Source organism: Brevibacillus sp. FIR094, from assembly GCF_050477165.1.
In the GTDB taxonomy this organism is placed as follows: Bacteria; Bacillota; Bacilli; order Brevibacillales; family Brevibacillaceae; genus Brevibacillus.
In genome coordinates, this window is sequence record NZ_JBEAES010000003.1 from 262122 (window position 1) to 276693 (window position 14572).

At 49.5% G+C, this 14572-nt stretch carries 12 protein-coding genes, 1 pseudogene and 1 riboswitch; all 13 genes and pseudogenes read left to right on the top strand.

The window, feature by feature from the left end:
* The first annotated feature begins 31 nt into the window (after window positions 1–31).
* The 13 genes and pseudogenes from ACQ5DJ_RS04010 (at window position 32) to ACQ5DJ_RS04070 (ending at window position 14471) form a co-directional block, all read left to right on the top strand.
* Window positions 32–1231, top strand: a complete 1200-nt coding sequence (locus ACQ5DJ_RS04010; RefSeq protein ID WP_429841311.1) for an FAD/NAD(P)-binding oxidoreductase — start codon at window positions 32–34, stop codon at window positions 1229–1231.
* A 34-nt stretch (window positions 1232–1265) separates the two neighbouring features.
* Window positions 1266–1841, top strand: coding sequence for a hypothetical protein (locus tag ACQ5DJ_RS04015; protein WP_429841289.1), 576 nt, complete (start codon window positions 1266–1268; stop codon window positions 1839–1841).
* Window positions 1842–1867: 26 nt separating this feature from the next.
* Window positions 1868–3286: an MBL fold metallo-hydrolase gene (locus tag ACQ5DJ_RS04020; RefSeq protein WP_429841290.1), complete on the top strand. Its 1419-nt coding sequence runs from the start codon at window positions 1868–1870 to the stop codon at window positions 3284–3286.
* Between the two features lie 31 nt (window positions 3287–3317).
* Window positions 3318–4100: a sulfite exporter TauE/SafE family protein gene (locus ACQ5DJ_RS04025; protein WP_429841291.1), complete on the top strand. Its 783-nt coding sequence runs from the start codon at window positions 3318–3320 to the stop codon at window positions 4098–4100.
* Window positions 4101–4194: 94 nt separating this feature from the next.
* Window positions 4195–4299, top strand: a riboswitch (SAM riboswitch).
* Between the two features lie 109 nt (window positions 4300–4408).
* Window positions 4409–5341 carry an ABC transporter permease gene (locus ACQ5DJ_RS04030; RefSeq protein WP_429841292.1) on the top strand — a complete coding sequence of 311 codons (933 nt, stop codon included), beginning with the start codon at window positions 4409–4411 and terminating at the stop codon, window positions 5339–5341.
* A 4-nt stretch (window positions 5342–5345) separates the two neighbouring features.
* A complete protein-coding gene (locus tag ACQ5DJ_RS04035) occupies window positions 5346–6293 on the top strand; it encodes an ABC transporter permease (protein ID WP_429841293.1) in 948 nt (315 codons plus the stop codon).
* 13 nt (window positions 6294–6306) lie between these two features.
* Window positions 6307–7330 (top strand): annotated as a pseudogene (locus ACQ5DJ_RS04040) (ABC transporter ATP-binding protein).
* A complete protein-coding gene (locus ACQ5DJ_RS04045; RefSeq protein ID WP_429841294.1) occupies window positions 7323–8279 on the top strand; it encodes an ABC transporter ATP-binding protein in 957 nt (318 codons plus the stop codon). The pseudogene ACQ5DJ_RS04040 and the gene ACQ5DJ_RS04045 overlap by 8 nt, the downstream one beginning before the upstream one ends.
* A gap of 27 nt (window positions 8280–8306) precedes the next feature.
* Window positions 8307–9938 (top strand): peptide ABC transporter substrate-binding protein, encoded by a 1632-nt coding sequence (locus ACQ5DJ_RS04050; RefSeq protein WP_429841295.1) that lies wholly within the window; start codon window positions 8307–8309, stop codon window positions 9936–9938.
* A gap of 223 nt (window positions 9939–10161) precedes the next feature.
* Window positions 10162–11412 carry an aminopeptidase P N-terminal domain-containing protein gene (locus ACQ5DJ_RS04055; RefSeq protein ID WP_429841312.1) on the top strand — a complete coding sequence of 417 codons (1251 nt, stop codon included), beginning with the start codon at window positions 10162–10164 and terminating at the stop codon, window positions 11410–11412.
* A 195-nt stretch (window positions 11413–11607) separates the two neighbouring features.
* Entirely contained in the window at window positions 11608–11838 is a 231-nt protein-coding gene (locus tag ACQ5DJ_RS04060; protein ID WP_429841296.1) for an aspartyl-phosphate phosphatase Spo0E family protein, read from the top strand.
* A 198-nt stretch (window positions 11839–12036) separates the two neighbouring features.
* The gene (locus ACQ5DJ_RS04065; protein WP_429841297.1) at window positions 12037–13542 is read left to right on the top strand and encodes a PLP-dependent aminotransferase family protein; all 1506 of its coding nucleotides are present in this window, start codon (window positions 12037–12039) and stop codon (window positions 13540–13542) included.
* Window positions 13539–14471, top strand: a complete 933-nt coding sequence (locus ACQ5DJ_RS04070) for a D-alanine--D-alanine ligase (RefSeq protein WP_429841298.1) — start codon at window positions 13539–13541, stop codon at window positions 14469–14471. Before ACQ5DJ_RS04065 ends, ACQ5DJ_RS04070 begins: the two co-directional genes overlap by 4 nt.
* Window positions 14472–14572 lie beyond the last annotated feature (101 nt).

Genomic DNA, 14572 nt, shown 5'->3' on the forward strand with positions numbered 1-14572 from the left:
TGGAAATGATATCGTCGTCGAAGGAGGAACTATGGCAAAACAAGTTCATTATACGGTTGTCATCGTGGGAGCAGGTTCAGCCGGTATCTCTGTTGCTGCCCGTATCGTCCGGGCTTCCAACAGGCTCATGGGACAAGTCGCCATCATCGACCCTACGTTCAAGCATTATTATCAGCCTTTGTGGACATTAGTCGGAGGGGGTGCAGCCAAAAAAGAGGAATCCGAACGTGACCTCGCCTCTCTGATCCCCGCGGGCGTCGACTGGATTTGCGATGCGGTCACCATGTTTCAACCGGAACAACACACGCTTCGTACGAAACAGGGAGCCATCGTCTCTTATGACTATCTCGTTGTTGCTGCTGGTCTGCAAATAGAATGGGAGGGGGTAAAGGGCCTAAAAGATGCCGTCGGCAAGAACGGTGTTTGCAGCAACTACGCTTACCAAACGGTAGAAAGTACATGGGAAGCTATCCGGAGTTTTAAAGGCGGCACTGCCATTTTTACGCACCCGAACTCACCCGTAAAGTGCGGCGGAGCCCCTCAGAAGATCATGTATCTGGCCGATGATTACTTTCGCAAGTTACATGTTCGCAACCAGTCAGAGATCATTTTTGCGTCGGCGAAGGGAAGTATTTTTGACGTTCCGACGTATGCCAATACTCTCAATGACGTCATTCGTCGCAAGAACATCGAAACCAGATACAAGCATAACCTAATGGAAGTGCGGGCGGATACCAAAGAAGCCGTTTTCGAGAATCTGGACACCAAAGAGCAGCAAGTATGGAAGTATGACATGCTTCATGTGACCCCTCCCATGAAAGCGCCCGATTTCATTGCAAACAGCGCTTTGGCAGACACAGGAGGCTGGGTCGATGTCGATCCATTTACGCTTGTGCACAAAAGATTTCCCACTATTTTCGGCATAGGAGATTGCGCGAATCTTCCCACGTCCAAAACCGGAGCTGCTATTCGCAAACAGGCGCCAGTCGTCGAGAAAAATCTGCTCGCACTGATCAATGGTAATCGAATGACTGCCAAGTACGACGGTTATACATCCTGCCCACTCGTAACGGGATACAACAAACTGGTGCTGGCTGAATTTGATTACAACCTGATGCCATGTGAAACCTTTCCTTTTGACCAATCTGAAGAGAGATTCAGTATGTACCTGATGAAAAGAGAGCTGCTTCCCATCCTTTATTGGAATGGCATGTTAAAAGGATTGATGTAAGCCAGTCTTTGAAAGAGAGGGGGAGAGCAACATTTTGAATGACAGGAAGGAACAGAGAAGCTCTGACATGTTTTTAGAGGATTTATCTGATCCAGAAGTTCAGGAAGCCATCACCATATTGATCCAAAAGCTCCCGAAGATAAAAGATACCGTCCTGGCAGTCGAAGAGGGACTTGAAGTAGCAACATCGATCTTGCGCGATCAGGAATCGCTACGGTATTTGTTTGAACGAGTAGATGGTAAACTGTCCCGTTTCTTTGTGGAAAAAGAATCGATAGACGCCCTGTTTACTTTGCTTGATAAGATGCCAAAGCTCGTTAAGTATGTCAGCGTCCTCGAACAAGCTGCTGATTTTTTGGAAAGTTTTGGAAAGGATAAGCAATCACAGCAATATCTGCTTAACGGTGTGAAAGCGTACATCGCTCCTGTGTCCGCGCAAGTGGAGCACGGAATGGCCGTCTTCCAAGAAGCAAAAGTAAGAGCCGAACATAAAAGCGAACCCGTTTCCGTGTTCACGCTTTACAAGCTCATGAAGGATCCCACCGTCCAAAAGACACTTCGTTTTACCCAATCGCTGCTCGAAGTACTCGCGGAAAAATCAAACAAATAATAGAGGTGTAAAAGGAGGAATGCACGATGTTGTTGCGTTACTTTTATGATGAAAAACTGTCCCATGCATCTTATCTGGTAGGCTGCCAAAAAACCGGGGAGGCGATTGTGATCGATCCCGGCCGCAATCTGGCTCCTTATTTTCAAGTCGCCAAAGCAGAGGGGGTTACCATTGTAGCCGCCACCGAAACCCACATTCACGCTGATTTTGTTTCTGGTGCAAGGGAACTGGGCGCAGCTTATCAGGCGAAACTATTTTTATCCAATGAGGGCGATGAAGAGTGGAAATATCAATACTTGGAAGGTTTGAACCATCAGCTTGTTCATGATGGGGATCGCTTTTATATCGGGAACTTGCTATTTGAAGTCATGCATACCCCTGGACATACACCAGAAAGCATCTCCTTCCTTTTGACAGACCTCGGTGGGAATGCAGATCGCCCCATTGGGATCTTCACAGGAGATTTCGTCTTTGTGGGAGATATCGGCAGACCGGACTTGCTGGAAAAAGCAGCGGGAATGAAGGGTACGTCCGAGTCAGGCGCAAGAGCCATGTTCCAGTCTCTCCAAAAATTCAAGCAACTGCCGGATTATATGCAGGTATGGCCAGCTCATGGCGCGGGAAGTGCTTGCGGGAAAGCACTGGGGGCCGTGCCGTCTTCTACCGTCGGTTATGAAAAGCTCTTTAACTGGGCGATGTCACACTCCAATGAAGAGGAATTCGTCAAGGCACTCCTGGATGGACAACCAGAGCCACCAACGTATTTTGCAGTGATGAAACGGGTTAATAAGGAAGGGCCTGCCTTGCTCAACGAACTCCCTGTTGTTCAAGAGTTCAACTCGCTTGAACAGGTAAAAGAATCGCTTGAAAACGGACAGATTGTCGACACGCGTCCTTTTCAGAAATTTGCGAAGGGGCATCTAGCGGGAACACTTCACATTCCTTTTAACAAGTCATTCGCCAACTGGGCGGGCTGGATCGTTGATTACGATCGCCCGGTTCATATCCTGGCCACCCCAGATGAGCTGGACGAGATTTTGCAAGCCTTGCATTCCGTAGGGATTGATCATGTCACAGGTTTTCTCGACTGCGACACGCTAATGGAAAGTAAAGCGTCTTCGCTCGAGACAATCGAAGAGGTAACACCGTTGGAGATTGCAGAACGGGTGGAAAAGCGAGAGGTTCACGTAGTAGATGTACGCAATCTGGCTGAGTGGAAGGAAGGACATATTCCGGATGCCCAGCACATCATGCTCGGTACGCTCGCCATGCGGCTGGAAGAGATTCCTCACGATAAGCCGCTTCTCGTACAGTGCCGTTCCGGTGCCCGATCTGCTATTGGTGCAAGCATTCTTAAAGCAAATGGCTTCAAGGATGTCATGAATTTGAGTGGCGGAATCTTGAATTGGCAAATAGACGGCTTAACAGTTGTAGAGCAGGAATAAAACGAAGCGAGATGTTGCAAAGGGTGAGCCTATGACTATCGACCTTGTGATCACACTTTTTGTTATCGGTTTCGCGGGATCGTTTATCTCTGGTCTCGTCGGAATCGGGGGCTCCATCATCAAGTATCCGATGCTTCTGTACATTCCGCCCGCCCTTGGATTGGTTGCTTACACAGCTCACGAAGTATCCGGAATAAGTGCAGTCCAAGTATTTTTTGCCACCCTAGCTGCTGTTTGGAGTCTGCGCAAAGATAAGCTCATTCATTACCAGCTCGTTGTGTACATGGGGAGTGCCATTATTGTCGGGAGCTTGCTTGGAGGATATGGAGGAAAATATCTTTCGGCAGATGCCATCAATTTCGTTTACGCCATTCTGGCCACGATTGCTGTAATCTTGATGTTCCTGCCAAAAAAGCGGATGGACGAACGTGAACAGACCGAGGTTATCTTTCATAAACCAACAGCGGTATTATCCGCTTTGATTGTTGGGGGTGCATCCGGAATTGTCGGGGCAGCTGGCGCTTTTATTTTGGTTCCCATCATGTTGATCATCCTCAAGATTCCGACAAGAGTTACGATTGCTACATCTCTTGCTATCACTTTTCTTTCTTCCATCGGTTCGACGGTAGGGAAATGGATGGCAGGGGACATATTGCTATGGCCGTCTGTGATTATGGTCATCGCCAGCATCATGGCAGCGCCGCTCGGTACGAAGGTCAGCAAACGCTTGGGCACCCGGATTCTCCAAACCATTCTTGCCTTGTTGATCCTAGCCACCACGATTAAGATTTGGGCTGACATCCTGATATTATAAAGAAAAATCAAATGTCATTGAACAGGATTGACATATCCGAGTAAAATGATAAGATAAAAATGAATTTTACGATGTAATTAAATTTCATAGAACGTTCTTATCGAGAGTGGTGGAGGGACTGGCCCGATGAAACCCGGCAACCTTGGTCTGATTGACCTTACGGTGCTAATTCCTGCGGAGTTATTCTGCGAGATAAGAAGGTGGGAACCGACTAATCGCCCCTCTTCTTTTCGGAGAGGGGTTTTCTATATTTTAAATTCATAGTATTCACATCTTTTTACTCGTTATTATATGAAGGAGGAAACAATGTGCTTTATTATGCGGTCAAGCGTGGCTTTCTCATGATCTTGACACTGTGGATGATTGTCACGGTAACGTTTGTGACCATGCACCTGATTCCGGGTGACCCGTTTGCGTCTGATGCCAAAATGCTTCCAGAAGAAGTGGTAAAGAACATGCGGGCGGAGTACAACCTAGATCAGCCAATCACGATACAGTACCTGCTCTATCTGAAAGGATTGCTGCAATTTGATTTGGGGCCTTCTATCCAGTCGAAGACGAGGGATGTGAACACGCTGATTGCAGAGGGATTTCCCGCATCGGCCGTTCTGGGACTCCAGTCGTTTATTGTCGCGCTGGCAGGTGGAATCACACTGGGAATCGTAGCGGCACTCTATCACAATCGAACGCTGGATTTCTTGTCTATGTTTGCAGCCATCATTGGGATCTCCGTCCCCAGTTTTATTCTGGCGCCACTGTTGATCAAGTACTTGGCGGTCAAATGGGAGCTGCTTCCCGTTGCTGCGTGGGGGAGCTGGGAACACTCGATTCTTCCAACGCTTGCGCTCGCTATCGGTCCGCTCGCCATTATCGCTCGCTTCGTACGAGCCAGCATGCTTGAGGTTTGGCAACAGGAATACATAAGCACGGCGGAGGCGAAAGGGCTTGGCACCTTGTCCATTGTCGTTAGACACGGGATACGGAATGCCATATTGCCGGTTCTTACTTTTATCGGTCCGCTATTTGCCAACCTGATGACAGGAACCTTTGTGGTGGAAAAGATTTTCGCTATTCCCGGGCTCGGCAAATACTTCGTGGAAAGCATTTTTAACCGCGATTACCCCGTAATTTTGGGAACGACAGTGTTTTATAGCTTTGTGCTCATTTTTACTTTGTACCTCATCGACCTGCTGTATCGGGTGATTGACCCGCGCATCAGATTGACGAGTGGAGGGAAGTAGCATTATGGCCAATCAGGCAACACAACTGGATTCGCTGTTTCGACCAGTCGACCGAACCCGGCTATCCGAGGAAATTCGGGAACGTCCCAGTCTTGGGTATTGGCAGGAGGTATTGCAGCGAGTATTCCGCAACAAGCTGGCAATGCTCGGGTTCTTCCTGCTCATGGCAGTGGTGACCCTCTCGATCATCGGGCCGATGATCGTTCCCCACAGCCCGCATGAACAGTCATTGACAAAGGGAAATCTGCCACTGTCGGGTGAGCACTGGTTTGGAACGGATGACTTGGGGCGGGACATGTGGGCACGTACCTGGGTAGGTGGTCAAATCTCTTTGTTTATTGGTGTGGCGGCAGCTGCCATCGACCTGGTGATCGGTGTATGCATCGGCGGGATATCCGGTTACATGGCAGGAAGGAACAAGTTGGGCGACCGTGTGGATAACATCCTGATGCGATTAGCTGAAATTCTGTACAGCATTCCGTATCTCCTGGTGGTAATCCTGCTGATGGTGGTTCTGGAGCCTGGACTCGCAACAATCATTATTGCCCTATCACTAACCGGATGGGTCGGCATGGCTCGTTTGGTCAGAGGACAAATCATGCAGATCAAGCGTCAGGAGTTTGTGCTGGCTGCAGAAAAGTTGGGTACCTCTCACGTCAAAATCATCATTAAGCATCTGCTGCCGAATACGATCGGCGTCATCATCGTCAACCTGACCTTTACGATACCGCACGCGATTTTCGCCGAATCGTTTCTTAGCTTTCTTGGGCTGGGAGTGCAGGCACCAACCGCCAGCTGGGGAACCATGGCCAACGACGCGCTGGCCGTTATGCTGAGCGGACAGTGGTGGCGACTGTTTTTTCCCGGATTCATGATTTCCCTTACCATGTTCGCGTGTAACGCGCTCGGGGATGGATTGCAGGACGCACTGGACCCGCGGATCAGGAAATGAGGAGGAGTACATCGTGAAACCATTGTTGGAAGTCGATCAGTTGCGTGTCTCCTTTTGTACGTACGGTGGAGACGTGCAGGCAGTAAGAGGGGTTTCCTTTTCTGTAAAGGAGGGTGAGACGTTGGCCATTGTCGGGGAAAGCGGCTGCGGAAAAAGTGTGACCGCCCGGGCATTGATGGGGATGATTCCTCCGCGATCCGGTCAGGTAAAAGGCGGCAGCATTCGGTTTCACGGGCGTGAACTGACTGGGCTGACGAAGCTGGAATGGCAGCAAGTTCGCGGCTCGCAGATCGGTATGATCTTCCAGGACCCGATGTCCTCGCTGAACCCCACGATGAAAATCGGCCAGCAGATTGCGGAAGGGCTGATCAAACATCGAAAGCAGACGAAGACAGAAGCAAAGGAAGAGACGCTGAAACTGCTTGTGAGGGTAGGCATTCCAGAAGCGGCGAGGCGATTTGAGCAGTATCCGCACGAGCTAAGCGGAGGAATGCGGCAGCGTGTAGGAATCGCGATGGCACTTGCCTGCCAACCCCAGTTGGTTATCGCCGACGAACCGACGACGGCGCTCGACGTGACCATTCAGGCACAGATTCTTCGTCTGATGAAAGAGTTACAGGAGCAGTCGAACACATCGATCATATTGATCACCCACGATCTGGGCGTCGTCGCAGAGGTAGCCGACCATGTAGCGGTCATGTACGCAGGCGTAGTGGTGGAAAGCGGCCCGGTGGGAGAGATCTTTGACAATCCACGCCATCCATACACACAAGGGCTGTTGCAGTCGGTGCCACGTCTTGATGCGGGTAAAAAAGAACGGCTGATCCCCATCGAAGGGACACCGCCGGATCTGTTTCGTCCACCTGCCGGTTGCCCGTTCGCTGCCCGTTGCCGGTTTGCCATGGAAATTTGCCTGGAGCATATGCCGCAATCGAATTCGTTTTTGAATCAGCATGAGGCGAGTTGCTGGCTGAACGACCCGCGTGCCCAAAAGAGCAGAAGAATGGATGGTAGCAGGGAGGGAGATACATGGTTGACAACATTGTAGGGGTGGAGAATCTCGCTAAATCGTTTGAGATTGGCGGAGACCAACGGGTTAGAGCTGTTGACCGAGTCTCTTTTGAAATCAGACGAGGGGAGACGCTCGGAATCGTTGGGGAAAGCGGCTGCGGCAAGTCTACGCTGGGCAGGACTATCGTTGGCCTGTACCCGGCTAGTGCGGGGCGCATCCTGTTTCAAGACAAAGACATCGCCAGTATGGATAGACGTGAGCGACGGGAAGCAAACCGCCACATGCAACTGATCTTCCAAGATCCGCAGGCTTCGCTCAATCCGCGTTTACGAGTGGGCGACATCATCGCAGAAGGAATCGACTCCTATGGATTGGCAAAAGGAAAAGAGCGAGAAGAACGCATCTATCGGCTGCTGGAGCTAGTAGGATTGCATCCAAGCCACGCAAAACGCTTTCCGCATGAATTCAGCGGCGGACAGCGACAGCGTATCGGCATCGCCCGTGCGCTTGCGGTGGAGCCTAGTTTTATCGTGGCAGACGAGTCTATTTCCGCACTGGATGTGTCCATCCAAGCGCAAATCGTCAATCTTCTAGCCGATCTTCAGGCAGAGCGGTCTATCACCTATCTGTTTATCGCCCATGACCTGTCGATGGTGAAGCACTTCAGCGACCGGATCGGCGTGATGTACCTGGGACAGATGATGGAGCTTGCACCGAGCGAGCAGTTGTTTGCCACACCGCTACATCCGTACACGCAGGCCTTGATCTCGGCTATGCCGGTTTCCCATCCAGCCCAGCGCGAAGAGCGGGAGCAGATCGTACTGACCGGAGAACCGCCCAGCCCCATTCATCCGCCAAGCGGTTGCCCGTTTCGCACCAGATGTCCGGTTGCTCAAGGCGTTTGTACCGAAACAGCGCCGGTCTGGAAGGAGGTGAAGCACGAACACTGGATCGCTTGCCATCTTGTACAGTAGACAGAGGAGAACAAGGAGGAAATCATAATGAAAAAGGGATTACTCGCTTTTGCCGCAATGCTTTCGCTCGTTGTGCCTGCGCTTTCTGCGTGCGGCAGCGATAAACCGGCTGCGTCTTCCGATCAACAGACGGCAGCAGCCGTCAAACAAGTCATTACCGCTAACCTGCGGGGCGAACCGTACACATTAGATCCGGCATTCGCTTCCGATACCACCTCGTACTGGGTGATTGACCATCTGTATGAAGGATTGTACCGTTATAGCCAGAATGGCGACATCAGCGAAGGCGCAGCAGAAAAGGTGGAAGTCTCCCCGGACGGAAAAACCTACACGTTTACCCTGCGTCCCGAAATGAAATGGTCGAACGGCGATCCGTTGACGGCACATGACTACGAATACTCCTGGAAGCGCGTGCTGAATCCACAAACCGCCGCCTATGAACCATCCGCTCTCTATTACATACAAGGCGCGGAGGCATACAACACGGGCAAAGGCAACGTGGATGACGTTCAGATCAAGGCAAAGGATGACCGAACAATCATCGTCGGACTGAAAGACCCGATCACCTATTTCCCGAAAATCATGATGAGTCGCGCTTATCTGCCGGTGAACAAGAAAGTCGTGGATGCAGACAAAAACTGGGCGTCCGAAGCGAAAGGTATCGTGACCAATGGACCGTACACCGTGGAGAGCTGGGACCACAACAGTCAGCTGACAATTGCCAAAAGCCAGAGCTATTGGGAGAAAGAAAAGGTAACGATGGACACCGTCCACTTCAAGATGGTAAACGAAGCAACTACCTACTATCAGATGTTCAAAACAGGAGCGCTTGATCTGATTGACTCTCTGCCGATCGACGTAATTGAGCAGGAAAAAGAAAAAGAAGAGTACAAATCATTCCCGGACTACAGCATTTATACGTACACGTTTAACGTAGAGGAAAAGCCGTTTACTAATGCGAAAATTCGTCAGGCCTTTTCCTACGCGATCGACCGGGAGATCCTGACGAAAAACGTGACCAAGGGAGGCCAACTCCCGGCGTACGGTTATACGCCATTCGGAGTGAAAACTCCTTCGGGCAAGGACTTCCGAGAAGAAGTGGCGCCTTATTATCAGTTTGATCCGGCCAAGGCAAAGCAGCTCCTGGCTGAAGGTTTGAAGGAAGAAGGCTGGGCAGAGCTTCCTCCAATTACACTGAAATACAGCACCGCAGAAAACCACAAGAAGATCGCCGAAGCGCTGCAAGAAATGTTCAAGCAAAACCTAGGCGTGCAAGTGAAGCTGGAAAATCAGGAGTGGAAAACGTACATCGATACGTTCAAGCAGAAAAACTTTCAGATTGCCCGCATGGGTTGGGGCGGCGATTACCTCGATCCGCTCGCGATGCTGGAGCTGTACACAGGGAAAAGCTCCCGCAACTTCACCAGCTGGGCCAATCCGAAGTTTGACGAGCTGATCGAAAAAGCGAAGGTCGAACAAAACGAGGAAGCACGCATGAAGCTTTTGCACGACGCTGAAACCATTTTGATGCAGGACATGCCCGTCATCCCGGTTTATTTCAATAACGATAACTATCTGAACAGCAAAAAGATCGAAGGCATCCGCTTTAGTGTAACGGGGACACCGGACCTGCGTTGGGCGAAAAGAGTCGCAGAATAACGTAATCTACTAAAACAAGGAGCAGCTTGCGTAATACAACTGCTCCTTGTTTTATGGACGCAATAATAGCTTTATTACGAAAGTCGTTTCTAAAAAGATGAAAGTATCCTAAAATATAGAAGAAAGGAGGATATATGACGATCTATCAAAGTGAAATCGGCGGACAATTATCAGACTATACTGAACTCTAAGGCGAAGGGGTATAAAGCAGATGACAATAACCATGGATTCAAAAGAGTTCATCAATCGCCGTCAAAGACTCGCAGAAAAAATGCCTGATCACAGCGCGCTTGTACTATTTTCAGGGGTTGTCAAAACACGCAGCCATGACGATAAATATCCGTTTTCACCGAACCGCAACTTCTATTATCTAACCGGCATTGCGCGCAACAACCTCATTCTCATGATCACGAAACGCGCTGGTATCGTGACCGAAACGTTATTTCTCCAGCGCCCAAATGAACTGGAAGCGAAATGGACGGGAGCCGTCTTGTCGGATCAAGAGGCGAAAGAGCAGTCTGGTATCGAACACTTCGACTATCTCGATGAGTGGCTAGAGTCATTTGGAACTTTTATGAGGCGCTGCGAAGGCAATTCCTCGCTGTATCTTGACTTGTATCGCTATTTGTGGAGCGATGAGGTGACCCCTCAAGAGGCTTTTGCCGAAGACGCGCAGAAGAAATACCGGACCCTGCAGATTCACGATGCGGGCCCATGGCTGAAAGAACTGCGCAATGTGAAGAGTCCGGCTGAAATCGAAGAAATCAGACGTGCGATTGCGATCACAGATGAAGCAATCCGACGCATGTGGTTGCATGCACGTCCTGGAATCATGGAATATGAGCTAGAGGCGCACTATGATTTCACGTTGAAATCGCATGGTGTTCGCGAGATTCCTTATTTGCCCATTATTGCTAGTGGGATCAATGCCACTATCTTGCACTATGAAGCGAATAATCAGCCTGCGGAAGATGGTGACTTGGTCCTCCTCGACCTCGGTGCGACATCGAACTACTATGCGGCTGATATTTCGCGCACGTTTCCCGTGAATGGTCGCTTTACAGAACGTCAGAAAGCGATCTATCAACTCGTGCTCGAGGCAGAAATCAAGACCATAGAAGCAGTGAAGCCTGGTGCCACACTTCCACAACTAAATGATGTCACGAAAGAAGTCTTGAGAGATGGTCTGCTACGTCTTGGACTCATCCAAGAGAGCAGTGAGCTGTCCAAATACTATTATCATCCTGTGTCTCATCACCTTGGACTGGATACCCACGATATCCCGGATTACAATGTTGTTTTGCAACCTGGTATGGTGATCACGATTGAACCTGGTCTGTACATAGAGGAAGAAGCGATTGGCATTCGGATTGAAGATAATGTGTTAGTAACGGAAGACGGCTACGAGGTGCTCTCATCGCAAATCCCGAAGGAAATTGAAGAAGTGGAATTGTTAATCGGGCAAAAGGAATAGGGAACGTTTACGAGCGAATGGATTCATCCATAATAGGAAAAAACATCCTCTCGATAGGATGTTTTTTTCTATTCAATTTTTTCTTAGATGGTGAATTCTTGCATATTCATTTATACTTGATAATGTAATAATTTGTAAAAATAGGAGGTGCTTAACATAAAAACTATCACAAGTTCATTAGAAAGCGACGTTCCTGTGCACCCAGGAACATCCCTGAAAGGTAAGAGTAAGATCTGGGGCGCGGGAATAGAAGAAAGTCGCCACCACTTAGATCTAGAAACAAGCATCGAACAACTACGACAGCAAATGATTGAATTGGCAGGACAACATGGTCTTTCAAGTGACGCAGTTTTGGGTGTAAGCCAGCAATTGGACAAATATATTATGATGGCGCAAAACAACCATAAAGCGGATAGCATCTGGTGAAGGATTCACGATCGGCCTACTAAAAATAACAACAAAAGAGGAACCCTTAGGAAAAATGGGTTCTTTTTTACTTTCATTTTTACCGCTGGGTGGATGCTGACTGCTACAGAGGAACCACCGAAGGATGAAAAATCCAGTGCGGTGGTTCTTTTTTTCTTTCGTCTCCCATGCCATCATTATAAACGGGGGCGATGAAGGATGTTCCAGGATTTCAAGCTTGTTGGTGACCGTCCAGTCGCGATACAAGTGAAAGAATACGTCAAACGCTTAATAGTCAAAGGCGCGCTTCACTCAGATCAAAAGCTGCCCTCCACACGAGAAATGAGCAGTTTGCTAAAAGTGAGTCGCAATACAGTCATCGCAGCCTACGAAGGTCTAGAGGATGACGGATTTACGTATGCGATTCCCGGCAAAGGCAGCTATGTTACTGCTATGGTGGGCCATTTGGCTTCGGATAACGGAGGCGCTGACAGCTCCGTCTCCTGGCAGATCGACTGGAAGGCACGAATGAATGAATATGCTGTATCCGCTGCTGAGATGGACATGATGAAGCAGGGCATTCGCGCTAAAAAAGGAACGATTTCGTTCACAAGCATCGCGCCGGATGAGCAGTTGTTTGATCTGGGGGATGTAAGGCGAGCCTTTATGGATCGGATGGCAATCGAAGGACAGGTGCTGCTCAACTACGGCTATGCCAAGGGCTACAAGCCACTGATCGATTACTTAATGCGTTATATGGAGAATAAGGGCGTCGATGTAAGCGGCAAGGATATGCTGATTACAAGCGGGTTTACTGAAGGTTTTGACATAGTACTGTCGGCACTCCGCCCTTCTGCTCGCCGTGGAGCAGCCATTTGTGAAAATCCGACCCATCATACTGCGATCAAGAATTTGAAGCTGCAAGGATTTGAGATTACCGGCATTCCGATGGAGAGTGATGGTATTGATGTGGAGCAGCTTGAGGCGGTATTGCAGAAGCAGACAAACAGCTTCGATCTGGCCTATTTGACTCCTTCTTATCACAATCCGACAGGCATTGTCATGTCGCCAGCGAAGCGAAGTGCCGTTATGAAATTGCTGATGCGCTATCAGATTCCGGTGATCGAGGATGGATTCAATGAAGAGCTGCGCTACTCGGGAGCGCATGTTGCGCCATTAATCGCCACAGCAGGGAAAGGGAACGGAGTCATCTATATTGGTAGCTTCTCCAAGGTACTGTTCCCAGGATTACGAGTGGGCTGGGTGCTTGGAGACAGGGCGTTGATCGACAACCTGGAAAGCATTAAGCGTGCACGCACCATTCATACATCTACCATCGATCAAGCGATACTATACCAATATTTGCTGAATGGAAATTTTGATAAATATGTAAAAAAAGCGCGCATGGAATATAAGCGCAAATATGAGTTGACGAAGGCATGCTGTGAAGCACATCTCCCTCTGGCGCAGCTGTCTGGCGATGGGGGCTTGCATTTGTTTCTTAGCTTTCCGTCAGGCGTAAACACACGCGAGCTACTAGAAGCATGCGTAGAACACGGTGTCATTTTTACACCGGGGGACAAATTTTTTATTCAAGAAGGAACAGGGACGAATACTTTGCGGCTTGGTTTTTCACGAGTAACGGATGAAAATATCGAGCGAGGCATTCAGATAATCGGCAAACAGGCGCGAACCATTTTGAAGAACAATGAGGTGTCATCATGAAGATAGGCGTTATTATGGGGGGTATTTCTTCAGAGCGCGAGGTTTCCCTGAAGACTGGTCAAGAGATGATCAATCATTTGGATCCCAGTCGTTATGAGGCAGTTCCCATTGTCGTTACGCAACGAGCGGATTTAATCACACAGGTTCAGCAGGCAGGCATCGATTTCGCGCTATTGGCGCTACATGGCCAATATGGCGAGGATGGAACGGTACAGGGAGCGCTGGAGACACTGGGTATTCCATATACAGGAAGCAGTGTCCTGGCAAGCAGCCTATGTATGAACAAGCAGCTGTCCAAAATGCTGCTGAAGGAGGCTGGCATTCAAACGCCTGCAGGATTTTACTGGAAGGATGTATATGATCCTCAGGCGGTGGAGCAATTGGGTTACCCGGTGATTGTGAAGCCGAATACGGGAGGCTCCAGCATCGGGGTCAAGCTCGTGCATAATGAGAAGGAGCTGCTGTCGGCTGTTCAGGAAGCAAGCCATTTGGATCAGGGGATCTTGATTGAGCCCTATTTGAAAGGGACAGAGCTTACCTGCGCAATTCTGGATGGCGAGGTACTACCGATTATCGGCATTCGCTCCGCGCATTCAGAGTGGTTCGATTACCGAGCGAAATATGAGGACGGCGGCGCGGAGGAGAAGGTGATCGAGCTTCCTCCCGATACCCAGCAGCGTGTACGCGAGGCGGCGCTCGCCAGCTACCGATTGCTGCAGTGCAAGGTCTATGCGAGGGTCGATATGATTTTGTGTCAGGATATGCCTTATGTACTAGAAGTGAACACCTTACCGGGGATGACAGCCAACAGCCTGTTTCCAAAGAGTGCAGCTGCAGCAGGTATGACCTTTACACAACTGCTGGACCGTATTATCGAGATATCTCTCCATGAGCGGAAACAGGAATGGGGTAACACTGCTAACGGATAGCATATATACAAGTGTCTAACGGAAGAGAAACCCTACATGTAGTGGGTGGTCAAGGCCCCGTTTAGTGGACAGTAAGAAAAACCCGGGCCGTTAGGCCACTA

Bases quoted from the DNA above. Each gene is read 5' to 3' on its own strand.
- ACQ5DJ_RS04065 (WP_429841297.1), top strand. From the start codon at position 12,037: ATGTTCCAGGATTTCAAGCTTGTTGGTGACCGTCCAGTCGCGATACAA.
- ACQ5DJ_RS04050 (WP_429841295.1), top strand. From the start codon at position 8,307: ATGAAAAAGGGATTACTCGCTTTTGCCGCAATGCTTTCGCTCGTTGTG.
- ACQ5DJ_RS04055 (WP_429841312.1), top strand. From the start codon at position 10,162: ATGGATTCAAAAGAGTTCATCAATCGCCGTCAAAGACTCGCAGAAAAA.
- ACQ5DJ_RS04010 (WP_429841311.1), top strand. From the start codon at position 32: ATGGCAAAACAAGTTCATTATACGGTTGTCATCGTGGGAGCAGGTTCA.
- ACQ5DJ_RS04070 (WP_429841298.1), top strand. From the start codon at position 13,539: ATGAAGATAGGCGTTATTATGGGGGGTATTTCTTCAGAGCGCGAGGTT.
- ACQ5DJ_RS04045 (WP_429841294.1), top strand. From the start codon at position 7,323: ATGGTTGACAACATTGTAGGGGTGGAGAATCTCGCTAAATCGTTTGAG.
- ACQ5DJ_RS04020 (WP_429841290.1), top strand. From the start codon at position 1,868: ATGTTGTTGCGTTACTTTTATGATGAAAAACTGTCCCATGCATCTTAT.
- ACQ5DJ_RS04025 (WP_429841291.1), top strand. From the start codon at position 3,318: ATGACTATCGACCTTGTGATCACACTTTTTGTTATCGGTTTCGCGGGA.
- ACQ5DJ_RS04035 (WP_429841293.1), top strand. From the start codon at position 5,346: ATGGCCAATCAGGCAACACAACTGGATTCGCTGTTTCGACCAGTCGAC.